The sequence below is a fragment of the Streptomyces sp. NPDC001922 genome (assembly GCF_042891165.1).
Classification (GTDB): domain Bacteria; phylum Actinomycetota; class Actinomycetes; order Streptomycetales; family Streptomycetaceae; genus Streptomyces.
Window position 1 is genome coordinate 448,134 of sequence record NZ_JBIASV010000001.1, and the last position, 17,120, is coordinate 465,253.

Consider the following 17,120-nt stretch of genomic DNA (forward strand, 5'->3'; position numbering starts at 1 on the left):
GTGCCCGACGAGGCTTCGGCTTCCGGTCGGCTCAGGCCGAGGCCGGGGCGCGCCAGCCCGTGTCACGTCCCGTCGCGGCCAGCAGCGCGTCGAAGGCCGAAGCGCCGTCGGGTACCGGCAGGGGGTCGCCGAAGACCTTCATCTGCCGGGCCGTCGGAGCCATTTCTTCGACCAGCGCGGCGAGCGCGCCGATGCTCGCGGGGTCGGGGGTGAAGCGCTGTCCGGTGGCGCGTGCGAGGTCCCAGGCGTGCACGGTCAGGTCGAGCAGCACCATGCTGCCGAGCGTCCGCGCGGAAAGGTTCATAGATCCGGCGGTGCCCTCGTCGGCGCCCGGTGCGGCCCAGGCCTGGACGAGCCGCGCGGTCTCATCGCTGAAGCGTCCGCGCCAGTCCCCCTTCAGATAGTCGGGGGTGGTGGTGAAGTCCGCCTCCTTCCGGGCGGCCACCGCCTGGAAGCCGATGACCACATGAAGGAGGTGATTGAAGAGATCGCCCACGGCGTACTCCGCACAGGGGGTGGGCGCTCCGAGCTGATCGTCACGCAGGCCGCGCACCACGGGTGCAGCTTCCCGGGACGCCGCTTCGAGCAGTTCACTGATACCGGTCGTCATGGCTCCGACGCTAGAGGAGGTCCAGCGGAGGCGGCTTGAAAAAACGCGACGTACGATCGCCGTCATGGCACGACCACGGCGTGACACCCGGGGCATCATGGACGCCCCGGAGCTCCTCCGGCGGGTGCGCTTCCGCCGCCGCGAACCCGCCGGGCCGCTGCGTCCGTACCTGGAGCACTACTGGCTGATCGACTGGGATCTGCCCGAGCCGTACGCCTCCCATGTGGTGCCGCACCCGTCCGTCAACGTCGTCTTCCAGCAGTACGGCGACCAGGAGGGCTTCGGTGAGCTGTCGGGCATCGGCCAGGAGCTCTCGACGCACAAGCTCGAAGGCGTCGGCCGGGTGTGCGGTGTGCAGTTCCGGCCCGGGGGCTTCCGGCCGTTCGCTCCCGGCCCGCCGGTGTCGTGGTGGACGGGGCGGCGGCTCCCGCTCACCGAGGCCTTCCCCGACACCGCCGGAGCCGCGGAGGCGGTGCTCGGCCCGGCAGAGGAGGACGCCCGGGTCGCCGCCCTCGACGCCTTCCTCCTGGCGCACGGTCCGGTGGCGGACCCGCAGGCCGATCTCGCCATGACGCTGGCCCACCGCATCCGTACCGACCGGACGATCCTGCGGGTCGCCGACTTCGCCCGCGCCGAGGGGCTGTCCGTGCGGACGCTCCAGCGCCTCTTCGCCGGCTACGTGGGGGTCGGTCCCAAGTGGGTCATTCTGCGCTACCGGATCCACGAGGCCATGGAGCGGGCCGCTCTGGAGACGGAGGTGGACTGGGCAGCCCTCGCGGCCGAACTCGGCTACAGCGACCAGGCACATCTGGTGCGCGACTTCACCGCCACGGTCGGTGTACCGCCGACGGCCTACGCGAGCTGAGCCGGGGCGCACCAGCAACGCACCGGCGCCCCGGACCTGCGAGGTCCGGGGCGCCGGGATCAGCCGTGGGCCGAGGGGTGCGTCGCTCAGCAGCCGAGCAGGCGACCGCCCAGGTAGGCCTGGATCTGGTCGAGCGAGACGCGCTCCTGCTTCATGGTGTCGCGCTCACGCACGGTCACCGCGTTGTCGTCCAGGGTGTCGAAGTCGACGGTGACGCAGAACGGCGTGCCGATCTCGTCCTGGCGGCGGTAGCGGCGGCCGATGGCGCCCGCGTCGTCGAACTCGATGTTCCAGTTCTTCCGCAGGTCGGTGGCGAGGCCCTTGGCCTTCGGCGACAGCTGCGGGTTGCGGGACAGCGGCAGCACGGCCACCTTGACCGGCGCCAGCCGCGGGTCGAGGCGCATCACGGTGCGCTTCTCCATGACGCCCTTGGCGTTAGGCGCCTCGTCCTCGTTGTAGGCGTCGAGCATGAAGGCGAGCATCGCCCGGTTCACACCGGCCGCCGGCTCGATGACGTAGGGGGTCCAGCGCTCGCCGGCCTCCTGGTCGAAGTACGACAGGTCCTGGCCGGACGCCTTGGAGTGCGCGCCCAGGTCGTAGTCGGTCCGGTTGGCCACGCCCTCCAGCTCGGAGAACTCGGTGCCACCGAAGTTGAAGCGGTACTCGATGTCCGCGGTGCGCTTGGAGTAGTGCGAGAGCTTCTCCGCCGGGTGGTCGTACCAGCGGATGTTCTCCTCACGGATACCGAGGTCCCGGTACCAGTTCCAGCGCTGCTCCATCCAGTACTCGTGCCACTGCTCGTCCTCGCCGGGCTTGACGAAGAACTCCATCTCCATCTGCTCGAACTCGCGGGTGCGGAAGATGAAGTTGCCCGGGGTGATCTCGTTCCGGAAGGACTTGCCCATCTGCGCGATGCCGAACGGCGGCTTCTTGCGCGAGGTCTGCTGCACGGCCGCGAAGTTGGTGAAGATGCCCTGCGCGGTCTCGGGACGCAGGTAGGCGACGGAGCCGGAGTCCTGGGTCGGGCCGAGGTGGGTGGCGAGCAGGCCGGAGAACTGCTTGGGCTCGGTGAAGGCGCCCTTGTTGCCGCAGTGCGGGCAGTTCACGTCCGTGAGCCCGTTGGCGGGCAGGTGGCCGTGCTTGGCCTCGTACGCCTCCTCCAGGTGGTCCGCGCGGAACCGCTTGTGGCAGGAGGTGCACTCGGTGAGGGGGTCGGTGAACGTGGCGACATGACCGGAGGCCTCCCAGACCTCCGGGGCCAGGATCACCGACGAGTCGATACCGACCACGTCGTCGCGCGAGGTGACCATGGAGCGCCACCACTGGCGCTTGATGTTCTCCTTGAGCTCGACGCCCAGCGGTCCGTAGTCCCAGGCGGCGCGCTGGCCACCGTAGATCTCGCTGCACGGGTAGACGAAGCCACGGCGCTTGCTCAGGCTGACGATGGTGTCGATCTTGTCGGCGGCCACGGTGCTCTCTTCATTACGACGACGAAGGTCATGGTGGGATCCGCCGGAACACCCGCGCGCGGATGGGGACCGCCCCGCCCGGAGGGTGCGGGAGGCCGGCCCCTGCGGCCCAGCGAATACCTCAGATTACCGGCGGCTGTACCCCCTGGATCAAATCGGTTCGGCCTTGCTCCGCCCGATGCGCTTTGTTGACAATCGTTTCCACCTTTGTTGAAAATGAGTGTCATGAACGTAGGACGCCGTCTCATACCCGCCGCAGCCGTCGCCGGAGCCACCGCGCTCGGCCTGGTCGCCCTCTCCGCCTGCTCCCCCGCCGGCGGCTCGACCGGCACGAAGAACGGCAAGCTGGACGTGGTGGCGTCCTTCTACCCCATGGAATACCTGGCGAAGGAGATAGGCGGCAAGCATGTCTCCGTCTCCGCGCTGACGAAGCCCGGCACCGAGCCGCACGACCTCGAGCTCACCCCGCAGCAGACCGCCCGGCTGGGCGAAGCCGGCATGATCCTCTACCTCAAGGGCCTGCAGCCCGCGGTCGACGAGGCCGTCGGCCAGGCCGAGGTGGAGAACACCGTCGACGCCGCCCGCCTGACCCGGCTGGAGAACCACGGCGCCTCCGTCGGTCCCGACCACGGCCACGGCCACAGCCACGGCGAGGAGCAGCACGGCGGCGAGGGGGCCGCGGCCGACCCGCACATATGGCTCGACCCGGTGAAGTACGCGCAGGTCGCCGAGGGCGTGGGCAAGGCCCTGGAGAAGGCCGACCCGGACCACGCCGCGGACTACCGGAAGAACACCGAGCAGCTGGTGGGCAAGCTCGACGGGCTCGACAAGGAGTTCCGGAACGGCCTGAAGAAGCGTTCCACCGACACCTTCATCACCACCCACGCCGCCTTCGGCTACCTGGCCGAGCGCTACGGCCTGGACCAGGAGGCCATAACGGGCCTCAGCCCGGAGTCCGAGCCCAGCCCGTCGCGGATCCGGGACCTGCACGGGATCGTCGCGAAGGACAAGGTCAACACGGTCTTCTTCGAGGCGATCGCCAGCAAGCGGACCGCGAGGAGCCTGGCCCGGGACACCCGGCTGAAGACCGATGTCCTCGACCCGCTCGAGGGGATCACCCCACAGTCCCAGGGCGACAATTACCTCGAGGTCATGCAGGCGAACCTGCGGAACCTGCAGAAGGCGCTCGGGACCCCATGACGGCTCGGGACCACATGACGGAGGAACCCATGGCACGCCGCGCCGAAGGCCGTACCGACGACGAGGACCGGCCGGTCGTGGCGCTGCGCGGGGCGTCCGCCTCGCTCGGCGCGCGGCCCGTGCTGCGCAAGGTCGACCTGACCGTGCGGCGCGGCGAGGTCGTCGCCCTGCTCGGCGCCAACGGCTCCGGGAAGTCGACGGCCGTACGGGCCGTGGTGGGGCAGGTTCCGCTCACCGGCGGTGAGCTGGAGCTGTTCGGCACCGAGGGGCGCCGGTTCCGCGACTGGGCGCGCATCGGCTACGTGCCGCAGCGCACCACCGCAGCGAGCGGCGTGCCGGCGACCGTCCGCGAGGTCGTCTCGGCGGGCCGGCTGTCCCGCGCCCGGCTGGGTGTCCTGCGCCGCGCCGACCGGGCCGCGGTGGACCGGGCCCTGGAGCTGGTGGGCATGGCCGACCGGGCCAAGGACTCCGTGAACGCCCTCTCCGGCGGCCAGCACCAGCGGGTGCTGATCGCCCGTGCCCTCGCGGCCGAACCCGAACTTCTGATCATGGACGAGCCGATGGCCGGCGTGGACCACGCCAGCCAGGAGGTCCTCGCCGCGACCCTGCGCGAGGCGGTCTCCGGCGGCGCCACCGTCCTGCTCGTCCTGCACGAACTCGGTCCGCTGGAGCCGCTGATCGACCGCGCCGTGGTGCTGCGCGACGGCTGCGTGGTCCACGACGGGCCGCCGCCGCAGGCCGTCGGCCAGCACGCGCTGCCCGGTCACGACCATGTGCATCCGCACGCGGACACCGCCGCTGAGCCGATCCGGACGGGGCTGCTGACCTGATGACCACCACCACGACCCACCGCACCGGCCGTCGCCTCCGGCGGCCGTCCCGGGGGCGCTGAGAGCCATGGACCTCCTCACCTACGACTTCATGCAGCGGGCGCTGCTGGCCGCCGTGCTGGTGGGCATCACCGCCCCCGCCGTCGGGATCTACCTCGTGCAGCGCCGCCAGGCGATCATGGGCGACGGCATCGGGCACGTGGCCCTGACCGGTGTCGCCCTGGGTTTCCTCACCGGCACCAACCCGGTGTGGACGGCCGTGCTGGTCTCCTCGCTCGGCGCCGTGCTGATGGAGCTGATCCGCTGGTACGGCAAGGCGCGCGGCGATCTGGCACTGGCGATGCTGTTCTACGGCGGCATGGCGGGCGGCGTGCTGCTGATCAACCTCGCGCCGAACGGGTCCAACGCCAGTCTCACCTCGTATCTCTTCGGCTCGATCACCACGGTGTCCCGCTCCGACGTGGTGGCGATCTCCGTGCTGGCCGCCTTCGTGGTGCTGATCACGCTGGGCCTGCGGCGCCAGCTGTTCGCCGTCTGCCAGGACGAGGAGTTCGCCCGGGTCACCGGTCTGCCGGTCCGGCTGCTGAACCTGCTGCTGGCCGTGACGGCGGCCGTCACCGTCACCGTGGCGATGCGGGTCGTCGGCCTGCTGCTGGTCAGCGCGCTGATGGTGGTCCCGGTGGCCGCCGCCCAGCAGGCCACCCGCGGCTTCGCCATGACGCTGGCCCTCGCCATCGGGATCGGTGTGGTGGTGAGCCTGTCCGGCACGGTCGGCTCGTTCTACGTCAACGTGCCGCCCGGGGCGAGCATCGTCATCCTCGCCATCGCCGTCTTCGGAGTGATCACCGCGCTCGCCGCGCCGATGGCGAAAAAACGGGCCCGCCGGGCCGCGGCGGCCGGGGAAGAGTGCACCCTTGAAGTACCACCGGGCGTCGCCGCCACGGGGGACGACGTCAAGGTGTAACCGTTTCCGCACGCCCGGGCTGGCACAATGGCGACCCGTACGTGCGGGACGGGTGATCTCAAGGAGGCAACGGTGGCTACCGCGGGGAGCAGTTCGGCGAACACCGCCCCAGTGCGCGGCCGGTCGACCCGACAGCGCGCCGCAGTGGCGGCGGCACTCGACGAGGTGGACGAGTTCCGCAGCGCCCAGGAGCTGCACGACATGCTCAAGCACCGTGGCGACTCGGTCGGCCTGACCACCGTCTACCGCACCCTCCAGTCCCTCGCCGACGCCGGCGAGGTGGACGTCCTGCGGACCAGTGAGGGCGAGGCCGTCTACCGCCGTTGCAGCACCGACGACCACCACCACCACCTGGTGTGCAGCCACTGCGGCAAGGCGGTCGAGGTGGAGGGCCCGGCCGTGGAGAAGTGGGCGGAGCAGATCGCCGCCGACCACGGCTTCGTGGACGTCGCCCACACCATCGAGATCTTCGGCACCTGCGGGGAGTGCGCGGCAGCGCGGTCCTGATCCCGCGGGAGAGCGGCGAGGGCGGCGGCAGCACGCTCCGAGGCTCCCGTCCGGCACGAGAACCACCCCGGGGGCCCGTCCGGCGCGGGAGGCCCGTCCGGCGCGCGGACAGCGCCCGAGACCGGCTCCGTGCGCCCTCCGCACACGCACACCCGCCCCCGGACCGGGGAACCCCACGGCGCGGTCCCACCGCGCCCCCAGCCCGCTCCGCTCCCCCACGACGTCCGCCCCCGCACCGGACGAGGCGCAGGGGCGGAGCGGCGGCCTTCCGGCCGGGGTACGAACCGGCCGGGGGTCAGGAACCGGCCGGGGCGGAGGTCCCGTCGGTTTCCTCCCCCGCGTTCGGCAGCGCGCCACCGAACCGGCGGTCCCGGGAGGCGTACTCCAGGCAGGCCCGCCACAGGTCACGGCGGTCGAAGTCCGGCCACAGCACGTCCTGGAAGACCATCTCGGCGTAAGCGCTCTGCCATATCAGGTAGTTGGAGGTGCGCTGCTCGCCCGAGGGGCGCACGAACAGGTCCACATCCGGCATGTCCGGGTAGTACATGTACTTGGCGAGGGTCTTCTCGTTCACCTTCGAGGGGTCGAGCTTCCCCGCCTTCACGTCCGCGGCGATGGCCGCCGCCGCATCTGCGATCTCCGCACGGCCGCCGTAGTTGACGCAGAAGTAGAGCGTCATCGCGTCGTTGTCCTTGGTCTGCTCCTGTGCCACCTGGAGCTCCTGGACGACGGACTTCCACAGCTTCGGCATCCGGCCGGTCCAGCGGATCCGGATGCCCAGGGCGTCCATCTCGTCGCGGCGGCGCCGGATCACGTCGCGGTTGAAGTTCATCAGGAAGCGCACCTCTTCGGGCGAGCGCTTCCAGTTCTCGGTGGAGAAGGCATACAGCGAGAGGTTCTTGACCCCCATCTCCAGACAGCCCTTGAGGACGTCCAGGACGACCCCCTCGCCGACCTTGTGCCCCTCGGTGCGCGGCAGTCCGCGCTCCTTCGCCCAGCGGCCGTTGCCGTCCATCACGACCGCCACATGGTTCGGCACCAGCTCGGCCGGGATCTTCGGCGGGCGCGCACCGGACGGGTGCGGCTCGGGGGTCAGGTACTCGCGGCGGCGGCCCAGAAGCCCGCGTCGTGCCATTGCGTTCCGTCTCCTATTTCTCTACATACCTGAGCGAGCGCAGTCCACGCTCCAAATGCCAGTGCAGATACGCCGCCACGAGTCCACTGCCCTCCCGGGCGTGCCGGGCCTCGCTCCGGTCCGCGGTCTCCCAGTCGCCGGTCAGCAGCGCGCCGAGCAGCGTCAGAGCTTCCGTCGAGGGTACGACGCTGCCGGGGACCCGGCAGTCGACGCACACCACGCCCCCGGCGGCGACCGAGAAGAACCGGTTGGGGCCGGGCATCCCGCAGCGCGCGCACGCCTCGAAGCTCGGGGCGTAGCCGTTGACGGCGAGGGAGCGGAGCAGGAACGCGTCCAGGACGAGATGCGGCTCGTGCGCCCCCGACGCCAGGGTCCGCAAACCCCCGACGAGCAGCAGGTACTGCTGCACGGCGGGCTCGCCCTCGTGGTCGGTGAACCGTTCGGCGGTCTCCAGCATGGCGGTGCCGGCGGTGTAGCGGGCGTAGTCGGTGACGATGCCGCCACCGTACGGGGCGATGGTCTCACTCTGGGTGCAGAGCGGCAGGCCACGCCCCACGAGTTCGCTGCCGCGCGCGAAGAACTGCACGTCGACGTGGGAGAACGGCTCCAGCCGGGCCCCGAACTTCGACTTGGTGCGGCGCACTCCGCGGGCAACCGCGCGCACCCGGCCGTGGCCGCGCGTGAGCAGCGTGATGATCCGGTCCGCCTCACCCAGCTTCTGGGTGCGCAGCACGATGCCGTCGTCGCGGAACAGACTCATGCCGCCATTGTCCCGTACGCAGGGACCGGCACCGGCGGCCGGGGCGCGGGTCGGGGGCGGGGCGGGCACATACGGAGGGCGGTGCGGTGGGTCGCGGCGGGCTGGTCAGGAGGGGGTGCGGGCCGCCGCGACGAGCAGCCCCTCGGTCTCCTCGTGGCCGAGGAGGAGGGCCTGGCCGACGGCGGCGAGCGCCTCGCGCTCCGCGGGGCTGTACGGGCCGTCGGCGAGCGCGATCCGGGCACCCTGCAGCAGGATCCCCTCCCGGCCCACCGGGGCGAGGTGCGGGGACAGCGGTTCGAGGGCCTCGTGGAGCTCGATCGCCAGTGCGGTGCCGCCTTCGAGACCGCCGTCGAAGCAGCCGGGCAGCCGCCCGGTGTCGGCGGCCAGGGCTTCGACCAGCGCGAGCAGCTGCTCTCCGGTGCAGTCCTCGAATCCGGCGCCGCGCACCGCGCCGACCGCGACCTCCCGGACACCGCGGTCCTCGGCGCCGCCCGCCGCGAGGACGGCGAGCGCGACGGTGTGCACGGCGTCCCGGAGCATGGCGGAGAAGCGGGTGGTGGTCGGGTGGTCGAGGACGTCGGCGCCGAACCGTCCGTGGCAGGAGCAGCACTCGACGACGGGGCCGGTGGCACCGCGCGGGAGGAGCGGCAGACCGAACACGGCGAGCCGGCGGCGGCCGGTGCGCCGGCGGTAGTTGCGGTCGCCACCGCAGTCCGGGCAGAAGAACTCACCGTCACCGACGGTGCGCCACGTCGTGCGCATTCCCCACACGCGCTGCATTGCGCACCTCCGCCACATCGGCCCCGAATGTACCGACACGGACTGCCGTCACTCGGTGACTCTTCGGCAACGGCGCCGTGTGGAGGTGATGTTAACCACATCCGTGATGCGACGTCAGCACCCTGTACGGAGCCGGCCCTCCGGCCGCGCGCCGCGGCGGCGCCCCCCGGCGCCCGGGGGCGGGCACCCTGACCCGCCCGACCTGCGGCGGGCCGGCGGGGCGCCCGGCGGGAGCCGGCTGCCAGGCGGCGCAGATCACACCGAGGGCCCGCCCCGGACACGGCTGTGCCCCCGTTCCGGCGCCGGAACGGGGGCAGTGGGGCGGAAACGGCGCGGAATCAGCCGCGCGCGGCCCGGTTCACCGCGGAGATGACGGCCTTCAGCGACGCGCGGGTGGTGTTGGGGTCGGTCCCGATGCCCCACAGCACCTTTCCGTCGATGGCGCACTCGATGTACGAGGCGGCGCGGGCGCTCGCGCCCTCGCTCATCGTGTGCTCCTGGTAGTCCAGCAGCCGGGCGTCGATGCCGATCGCGGCCAGCGCGTCGAAGAACGCGGAGATCGGGCCGTTGCCGGTTCCGGTCAGGACCGTGTCCACCCCGTCGACCACGGCCTCCACGGTGAGCGCGTCGCCGCCGTCCGTGGTGGTCGAGGTCTGGGCGGAGCGCAGCGCGATCCGGCCCCAGGCGTTCTCCGGGGTGGGCAGGTACTCGTCCTGGAAGGTGGACCAGATCTGCGCCGGGGTGACCTCGCCGCCCTCGGTGTCGGTCTTGGTCTGGATGATCTTCGAGAACTCGATCTGCATCCGGCGCGGCAGGTCGAGGTGGTGGTCGTTCTTCAGGACGTAGGCGATTCCGCCCTTGCCGGACTGCGAGTTGACCCGGATCACGGCCTCGTAGGAGCGGCCGACATCCTTGGGGTCGATGGGCAGGTACGGCACCGCCCACTCGATGTCCTCCACCGCCTTGCCCTGGGCGGCGGCCTCGGTCTCCATGGCCTCGAAGCCCTTCTTGATGGCGTCCTGGTGGGAGCCGGAGAAGGCGGTGTAGACCAGGTCGCCCGCGTAGGGGTGGCGCGGGTGGATGGTCATCTGGTTGCAGTACTCGGCGGTGCGACGGATCTCGTCGATCTGCGAGAAGTCGATCTGCGGGTCGACGCCCTGGCTGAACAGGTTCATGCCCAGCGTCACCAGGTCGACGTTGCCGGTGCGCTCACCCTGGCCGAACAGGCAGCCCTCGATGCGGTCGGCGCCCGCCATGATGGCCAGTTCGGCGGCGGCGACGGCGGTGCCGCGGTCGTTGTGCGGGTGCACCGACAGACATACGTGCTCACGCCGGGAGAGGTTCCGCGACATCCACTCGAAGCGGTCGGCGTGCGTGCTCGGGGTCGAACGCTCCACGGTGGCGGGCAGGTTGAGGATGATCTCGCGGCCGGGCTCGGGCTGCCAGACGTCCATGACGCCTTCGCAGACCTCCAGGGCGAAGTCCAGCTCGGTGTCGGTGAAGATCTCGGGGCTGTACTGGTACCCGAAGGCCGTCTCGTCGCCCAGCAGCTTCTCGGCGTACTCCATGACCAGCCGGGTGCCGTCGGTGGCGATGGCCTTGACCTGCTCGCGGGAGCCGCGGAAGACCACCCGGCGGAAGACCGGCGCGGTCGCGTTGTACAGGTGCACGGTCGCCCGGTGCGCGCCCTTCAGCGACTCCACCGTGCGCTCGATCAGCTCCTCGCGCCCCTGGGTGAGGACGGAGATCGTCACGTCCTCGGGGATGGCGCCCTCTTCGATGATCGAGCGGACGAAGTCGAAGTCGGTCTGTCCGGAGGAGGGGAAGCCGACCTCGATCTCCTTGTAGCCCATGGAGACCAGCAGGTCGAACATGGCCCGCTTGCGGGCCGGGGACATCGGGTCGATCAGCGCCTGGTTGCCGTCCCGCAGGTCGGTGGAGAGCCAGCGCGGGGCCTGCGTGATGCGGTTCTCCGGCCAGGTCCGGTCGGGGATGTCCACGGCCTCGTACCGGCCGTAGCGGTGGATCGGCATTCCGGAGGGCCGCTGGGTGACGGACGCCGCGGTGATGGGCGTGGGGCGACCGACGGAAGAGGCGGGGTTCATGTGCGTGGGCTCCTGTCGAAGGGTTCTCGACGGCCGACGGTGGGCAACACCGGACTCCGCGGGGAGGGGGTCGGCCTCGACTACAGACCCTCGCCGCGGCGGCTAAGAAGAAGCAGCCCATAACGCATGATGATCCGCAGCGTAGCGGAGTCCGCCACCGGCCGCCGAGTCCGTTCCAGCATGCAAGACGGACGGGGGTGTGACGGCGAAGCGGTGTGACAGCGGGGACCGGGTTGTCACTCCATTTCGGTAATCATGGTCGCAACCAGTGACACTTTCATCACTCCGTGCCACATTGCGCAGCATGACCCCAGTCTTCTGCACGATCGTGCCGCCCCACGTCCTCGACAAGCTCGCCCGGACCGACGACCCGGTGCTGGCCTCGCCCGCCCGGCGCACCCTGGAGCACGACGCCTCGCAGCGCACCCGGCGCCGGCTGACCACGGTCATCGGAGCCGCCGCCGCGACGGCCTCCCGGGGCCCCGCCGACAAGCCCCTCCGCACCATCTGCGACGCCCGGCACCGGGAGCAGCTGCCGGGCACCGAGGTGCGCGGCGAGGGCGACGAACCGGTCAAGGACGCGACCGTCAACCGCGCCTACGCCGGGCTGGGCGCGACCTTCGAGCTCTACCTCAAGGTCTACGGCCGCAGCTCCATCGACGGCTCGGGGCTGCCGCTGGACGCGACGGTCCACTACGGCGAGGACTACGGCAACGCCTTCTGGGACGGCCACCGGATGGTCTTCGGCGACGGTGACGGCGAGATCTTCCTCGACTTCACCATCCCGGTGGACGTGATCGGTCACGAGCTGACCCACGGCGTCACCCAGTACACGGCCAATCTGGAGTACTTCGGCCAGTCGGGCGCCCTCAACGAGTCGATGTCCGATGTCTTCGGCTCACTGATCAAGCAGTACGCGCTGGGCCAGACCGCCCAGGAGGCCGACTGGCTGATCGGTGCGGGTCTGCTCGCCCCCCGGGTCACCGGGGAGGCGCTGCGCTCCATGAAGGCCCCGGGCACCGCGTACGACGACGACGTCCTGGGCAAGGACCCGCAGCCCGCGTCGATGGACGACTACGTCCGCACCGGCAGCGACAACGGCGGGGTGCACATCAACTCCGGCATCCCCAACCGGGCCTTCTACCTCACCGCCACGGAGCTCGGCGGCCACGCCTGGGAGCGGGCCGGGCAGATCTGGTACGACGTGCTGACCGGGGGCGAGCTGGCCCCGGACGCCGAGTTCGCGGACTTCGCCCGGCTCACGGTCGCCGCCGCGCAGGCCCGCTACGGCGAGGGGGCGGAAGGGGAGGCGGTGCTGAAGGCCTGGTCCGAGGTGGGGGTGCCGACCGGACGGCAACGCACCGCGGGATGACGGCGGGAACGGCCCCCGGAGTGGGTACTGGTCCAGCCATGCACATTCACGTGACACGCAGCGGAGGATTCGCGGGCATCGAGCGCAGCGCCGAGGTGGACACCTCGGGCCGGGCCGATGCCCCGGAGTGGCAGGCCCTGGCCGAGGAGGCGGCGGCCGCCGGCCGGGACGCGCCGCCGGCCGGGGTGCCCGACGGGTTCAGCTACCGGATCACGGTGGACGGCCGCACCTTCCACTGCGCCGAGCCGCGGCTGAGCGACGCCCAGCGGGAGCTGGTCACCCGGGTGCTGAAGGAAGGCGCGTAGCCGGACGTCGTGCCCCGCCCCGCGGACGGGCGGGCACGGGCGGCGGGGCCTCTACGGCCTGTCTGGCCCTAGAAGCCCAGCTTGCGCAGCTGCTTGGGGTCCCGCTGCCAGTCCTTGGCGACCTTGACGTGCAGGTCCAGGAAGACCGGGGTGCCGAGGAGCGCCTCGATGTGCTTGCGCGACTTCATCCCGACCTCCTTCAGCCGGGCGCCCTTGGGGCCGATGATGATGCCCTTCTGGCTGGGCCGCTCGATGTAGACGTTGGCGTGGATGTCGAGCAGCGGCTTGTTCTCGGGGCGCCCCTCCCGGGGCAGCATCTCCTCGACGACGACCGCGATCGAGTGCGGCAGCTCGTCCCGGACGCCCTCCAGGGCGGCTTCCCGGATGAGCTCGCCGACCATGACCTGTTCGGGTTCGTCGGTGAGGTCGCCCTCGGGGTAGAGCGCCGGGCTCTCGGGGAGCATCGGGACGATCAGGTCGGCGAGCAGGCCGACCTGCCGGTCACCCACGGCGGACACCGGGATGATCTCGGCCCACTCGATGCCGAGCTCCTTGCCGAGCCGGTCGATGGCGAGGAGCTGCTCGGCGAGTTGCTTGGAGTCGACCAGGTCGGTCTTGGTGACGACGGCGACCTTGGGGGTCTTCTTGATCCCGGCCAGCTCGGTGGCGATGAAGCGGTCGCCGGGGCCGAGCTTCTGGTCCGCGGGCAGACAGAAACCGATGACGTCGACCTCGGCCCAGGTGGTGCGCACCACGTCGTTGAGCCGCTCGCCGAGCAGGGTGCGCGGCTTGTGCAGCCCCGGGGTGTCGACCAGGACGAGCTGGGCGTCGGGGCGGTGCACGATGCCGCGGACGGTGTGCCGGGTGGTCTGCGGCCGGTTGGAGGTGATCGCCACCTTCGTCCCGACCAGTGCGTTGGTCAGGGTCGACTTGCCCGCGTTGGGGCGGCCGACGAAGCACGCGAAGCCCGCGCGGTGGGTCGCCTCCGGCGCGGACTGGGACGAGGGGGATCGGTCACTCATGGCGCCCATTCTCCCCGATCGCCCGGCCCGCCTCGACCAGCCCGGGGGACCGGGGCCCGGAGGGGGCGCGCCCGTCGGCCCGTGCGCTGCTGCCGCCGGGCGCGGGCGCCCCGGTCACCCGACGGTGACGGAGGCGCGGAGGGTGCCGTCGGGGCCCGCGAGGAGGACGGGGGTGTCCGGGCCGCCGAGGTCGCGCACCGCGGCCCGGTCGCTGTCCGAGACCTCCTCGGCGCCGGTGACCAGGGCCGCGGCCTCCAGGGACTGGGCGCCGCCGGCCACCGCCATCGCCACGGCGGTCTGCAGCGCGCTGAGCTTGAGGGAGTCGAGCTCGACGGTGGCGGCGACGTAGGTACGGCCCGTCTCGTCCCGCACGGCCGCCCCCTCCGGGACGGAGTTCCGCGCACGGGCGGAACGGGCGAGGATGATGATCTTGCGGTCGTCCGGGTCGAGAGGCGCTTCGCTGCTCATGCGGACGAGCATATGCCGCCCACCGTCGCTCGGCGCGGGAGGGCCGCCGGTGGGGAGAGCCGGACGTCGAACGGACGCCGGTGGGAGAGTCGTACGTGCCACAGCCGACGGCAGCCCGCAGACGTCCGTCTCCCGGTGACCGGCAGCCGCTGGAACCATGGGCGGTCGCCACCGTCGTCGCGACGGCCCCGGACGGCCCCGGACGGGGCGGCCGTCGGCCCGGCCCCGCCGCATCGGCGGCCGTCAGCCGGCGACCGGGGAGATCGACTCGCGGCGGCCCTCGGGGGAGGTCAGCCAGGCCAGCTTCGCGGCGGTGTCGGTGCCGTGCAGCGGGTTGTGCAGCACCACCGTCAGGTCGGGACGGGCGGGCAGGCGCAGCTGGGTGCTCTCGAAGAACAGGCTGCCGGCCACCGGGTGTTCGTGCTCCTTGACGAGCTGCCCGCCGGCCCGGACGTCACCGCGGGCCCACAGCTCGGTGAACTCCTCGCTCACCGCGGAGAGTTCGTCGATGATCTGCTGGAAGCCCTCGTCGTCCGGCCGCTCGGAGACCGACGCACGGAACTGGGCGACGACCGCGGGCGCGGCCTCCTGCCAGGTGCGGCTGCGCGACCGGTAGGCCGGGTCGGTGAAGAAGTCCACCAGGCAGTTGCCACCGGGCTCGAAGCCGAAGACCAGCGCGGCGGCGTCGTTGTGCATCACCGTGTTCCAGTACGGGTCCAGGATGTGCGCGGGGAACGGCATCCAGCCGTCGATCAGCCGGCGCAGCCCGTCGCACGCCGGGGAGCCGGGATCCTCGGCCTCGGGGAGCGGCGGGTTCAGCCCGGCGAGGATGTAGAGATGGCGCCGTTCGGCGCTGCCGAGCCTCAGCACCCGGGCGACCGCGTCGAGGACCTGCGGGGAGACCGTGATGTCGCGGCCCTGCTCCAGCCACTGGTACCAGGAGGCGCCGACCCCCGCGAGGACCGCGACCTCCTCGCGGCGCAGGCCGGGCGTGCGCCGCCGGGCGCCGCCGTCGGGCAGCCCCGCCTCCGCCGGGCTGATCCGTGCCCGACGGCTCATCAGGAAGTCCCGCAGTTCCTGCCGTCGACGGGACTTCCCGCCCGCCGCCTGCCGTGCCGCCCCGGTCCCCGTCACCGGCTCCCCCTCCTTGCTCGCCCCCGGCACCGTCCGGCAGATGTCCGCCTGGTGGTGCGACCACCAGCATAAACTCCCGCTCCCCGGGGGGACTTGGCGCCGCGGAGGCTGGTCGCATGGCGATCGACACCACTTCTCCACCGGCAGCTCAGGCCCCGCCCCGGGCGGAACGGCTCGCCCCGCGGGCCCGGCTCGTGCTGCTCATCCTGTGCGCGGCCCAGTTCATGGTCGCGCTCGACTTCTCCATCCTGAACGTGGCACTTCCCGTGCTGGGCGAGGACCTCGGATTCGGCCAGTCCGACCTCCAGTGGGCGGTCACCGCGTTCGCTCTGCCGTCGGGCGGCTTCCTGCTGCTGTTCGGCCGGATCGCCGACCTGTACGGGCGGCGCAGGCTGTTCCTCACCGGCCTGGGCCTGTTCACCGCGGCGTCCGTGCTGGCCACGCTGGCCTGGGATCCGGCGTCCTTCCTCACCGGGCGGGCGCTCCAGGGCCTGGGCGCCGCGGTCGTGGTGCCCACCGGTATGTCCCTGCTGACCACCACCTTCCCCGAGGGGCCGCAGCGGGACCGCGCGCTGGGCGTCAGCGGCACCCTGATGTCGCTGGGCTTCACCGTGGGCATGGTGCTGGGCGGTGTGCTGACCGACACGGCCGGCTGGCGGTCCACGATGGGCCTGCTGGCGGTGGCGGGCGCCGGCGTGCTGCTCGCCGCGCCCGGACTGCTCGCCGAGAGCCGTCATCCGCAGCGGCCCCGGGTCGACGTTCCGGGCGCGGTCACCGTCACCGGCGGTCTGCTGGCCCTGATCTACGCCCTGTCGACGGCGGCCCAGCGCGGCTTCGGCGGTGCGGACGTGCTGCTGACCCTGGCCGCCGGGGTGGTGCTGCTGGGCGCGTTCGTGGCCGTGGAGTCCCGGGCGGCCGAGCCGCTGGTGTCGCTGCGCATGCTCCGTCGTCCGACGGTGGCCTGGGGCAACGCCGGGGGCCTGACCGCCTTCGCGATGATGAGCTCCGTCATCTTCCTGCTGACCCTCTACCTCCAGGAGGTGCTGGGGCTCTCCGCCTTCTGGACGGGGCTGGTCTTCGGGGTGCAGGGCGTGGTCGCGGTGTTCTCCGGGATGGTCGCACCGCGGCTGGTCGCCCGGATCGGCGCCCGGTCGACGCTGCTCCTCGGCCTGTTGACGCAGGCGCTCTTCACCGCGCCGCTGTTCCTGCTCGGCACAGCCGCCTGGGGCGCCTGGGCCGCCACGGTGGGGGTGACCCTGGCCTGCGCCGGGCACCTGTGGGCGATCGTCGCCTACGGCAGCATCGCCACCTCCGGTGTCCCGGACGGCGAACAGGGGCTGGCCACCGGTCTGGTGACCAGTTCCCAGCAGGTGGGGCTCACGGTCGGCATTCCGCTGCTCAGCGCGTTGGCGACCAGCCGGGGCGACGCCCTGCGGGAGGCCGGTGCGGACGCCGTCGCGGCCACGCTGGGCGGCATCCGGCTGGGGCTGGGCGTGGACGCCCTCGTCGTGGCGGTCGTGGCGGTGCTGATCGGCGTCGGGCTGCGCCGTCGCGGGAGTGCGGCCCGCGGCTGAGTCCTTGCGCTCCGAGCGCC

17 protein-coding genes are annotated in these 17,120 nt (G+C 71.9%); 8 read left to right on the plus strand and 9 right to left on the minus strand.

Going from position 1 to position 17,120, the window contains the following annotated elements:
- Positions 1-31 precede the first annotated feature (31 nt).
- Positions 32-610: a TIGR03086 family metal-binding protein gene (locus tag ACFYYR_RS01890; protein WP_388845774.1), complete on the minus strand. Its 579-nt coding sequence runs from the start codon at positions 608-610 to the stop codon at positions 32-34.
- 64 nt (positions 611-674) lie between these two features.
- Between ACFYYR_RS01890 and ACFYYR_RS01895 the strand changes: the two genes are divergently transcribed.
- A complete protein-coding gene (locus tag ACFYYR_RS01895; RefSeq protein ID WP_388845777.1) occupies positions 675-1,475 on the plus strand; it encodes a DUF6597 domain-containing transcriptional factor in 801 nt (266 codons plus the stop codon).
- Between the two features lie 86 nt (positions 1,476-1,561).
- On the opposite strand, the gene ACFYYR_RS01900 is transcribed toward ACFYYR_RS01895, so the two are convergent.
- A complete protein-coding gene (locus tag ACFYYR_RS01900) occupies positions 1,562-2,944 on the minus strand; it encodes a glycine--tRNA ligase (RefSeq protein ID WP_388845780.1) in 1,383 nt (460 codons plus the stop codon).
- A gap of 225 nt (positions 2,945-3,169) precedes the next feature.
- On the opposite strand from ACFYYR_RS01900, the gene ACFYYR_RS01905 reads away from it, so the two are divergent.
- From ACFYYR_RS01905 to ACFYYR_RS01920, 4 genes are all read left to right on the plus strand, one after another.
- On the plus strand, positions 3,170-4,144 hold the full coding sequence (locus ACFYYR_RS01905; RefSeq protein WP_388845783.1) for a metal ABC transporter substrate-binding protein: 975 nt from the start codon (positions 3,170-3,172) through the stop codon (positions 4,142-4,144).
- A 29-nt stretch (positions 4,145-4,173) separates the two neighbouring features.
- The gene (locus ACFYYR_RS01910; RefSeq protein ID WP_388845786.1) at positions 4,174-4,974 is read left to right on the plus strand and encodes a metal ABC transporter ATP-binding protein; all 801 of its coding nucleotides are present in this window, start codon (positions 4,174-4,176) and stop codon (positions 4,972-4,974) included.
- Positions 4,975-5,041: 67 nt separating this feature from the next.
- A complete protein-coding gene (locus tag ACFYYR_RS01915) occupies positions 5,042-5,938 on the plus strand; it encodes a metal ABC transporter permease (RefSeq protein ID WP_388845789.1) in 897 nt (298 codons plus the stop codon).
- Between the two features lie 72 nt (positions 5,939-6,010).
- Complete coding sequence (locus ACFYYR_RS01920) at positions 6,011-6,445, plus strand: transcriptional repressor (protein ID WP_351506221.1); 435 nt, start codon at positions 6,011-6,013, stop codon at positions 6,443-6,445.
- 295 nt (positions 6,446-6,740) lie between these two features.
- On the opposite strand, the gene ACFYYR_RS01925 is transcribed toward ACFYYR_RS01920, so the two are convergent.
- From ACFYYR_RS01925 to leuA, 4 genes are all read right to left on the minus strand, one after another.
- A complete protein-coding gene (locus ACFYYR_RS01925) occupies positions 6,741-7,580 on the minus strand; it encodes an isoprenyl transferase (RefSeq protein ID WP_388845793.1) in 840 nt (279 codons plus the stop codon).
- Positions 7,581-7,593: 13 nt separating this feature from the next.
- Complete coding sequence (gene recO / locus ACFYYR_RS01930) at positions 7,594-8,340, minus strand: DNA repair protein RecO (RefSeq protein ID WP_351506217.1); 747 nt, start codon at positions 8,338-8,340, stop codon at positions 7,594-7,596.
- 105 nt (positions 8,341-8,445) lie between these two features.
- Positions 8,446-9,138 (minus strand): TerB family tellurite resistance protein, encoded by a 693-nt coding sequence (locus ACFYYR_RS01935; protein ID WP_388845796.1) that lies wholly within the window; start codon positions 9,136-9,138, stop codon positions 8,446-8,448.
- Between the two features lie 320 nt (positions 9,139-9,458).
- Positions 9,459-11,225, minus strand: a complete 1,767-nt coding sequence (leuA, locus tag ACFYYR_RS01940) for a 2-isopropylmalate synthase (protein WP_388845799.1) — start codon at positions 11,223-11,225, stop codon at positions 9,459-9,461.
- 304 nt (positions 11,226-11,529) lie between these two features.
- On the opposite strand from leuA, the gene ACFYYR_RS01945 reads away from it, so the two are divergent.
- Both ACFYYR_RS01945 and ACFYYR_RS01950 read left to right on the plus strand, forming a co-directional pair.
- Complete coding sequence (locus tag ACFYYR_RS01945; RefSeq protein ID WP_388845802.1) at positions 11,530-12,597, plus strand: M4 family metallopeptidase; 1,068 nt, start codon at positions 11,530-11,532, stop codon at positions 12,595-12,597.
- 38 nt (positions 12,598-12,635) lie between these two features.
- Entirely contained in the window at positions 12,636-12,902 is a 267-nt protein-coding gene (locus tag ACFYYR_RS01950) for a protealysin inhibitor emfourin (protein WP_388845804.1), read from the plus strand.
- 68 nt (positions 12,903-12,970) lie between these two features.
- On the opposite strand, the gene era is transcribed toward ACFYYR_RS01950, so the two are convergent.
- From era to ACFYYR_RS01965, 3 genes are all read right to left on the minus strand, one after another.
- Entirely contained in the window at positions 12,971-13,933 is a 963-nt protein-coding gene (gene era / locus ACFYYR_RS01955; protein WP_388845807.1) for a GTPase Era, read from the minus strand.
- 105 nt (positions 13,934-14,038) lie between these two features.
- Positions 14,039-14,404 (minus strand): cytidine deaminase, encoded by a 366-nt coding sequence (locus tag ACFYYR_RS01960; RefSeq protein ID WP_388845810.1) that lies wholly within the window; start codon positions 14,402-14,404, stop codon positions 14,039-14,041.
- 231 nt (positions 14,405-14,635) lie between these two features.
- Positions 14,636-15,451, minus strand: coding sequence for a helix-turn-helix transcriptional regulator (locus ACFYYR_RS01965; RefSeq protein WP_388846419.1), 816 nt, complete (start codon positions 15,449-15,451; stop codon positions 14,636-14,638).
- A 191-nt stretch (positions 15,452-15,642) separates the two neighbouring features.
- Between ACFYYR_RS01965 and ACFYYR_RS01970 the strand changes: the two genes are divergently transcribed.
- A complete protein-coding gene (locus tag ACFYYR_RS01970; RefSeq protein WP_388845813.1) occupies positions 15,643-17,100 on the plus strand; it encodes an MFS transporter in 1,458 nt (485 codons plus the stop codon).
- Positions 17,101-17,120: the final 20 nt, after the last annotated feature.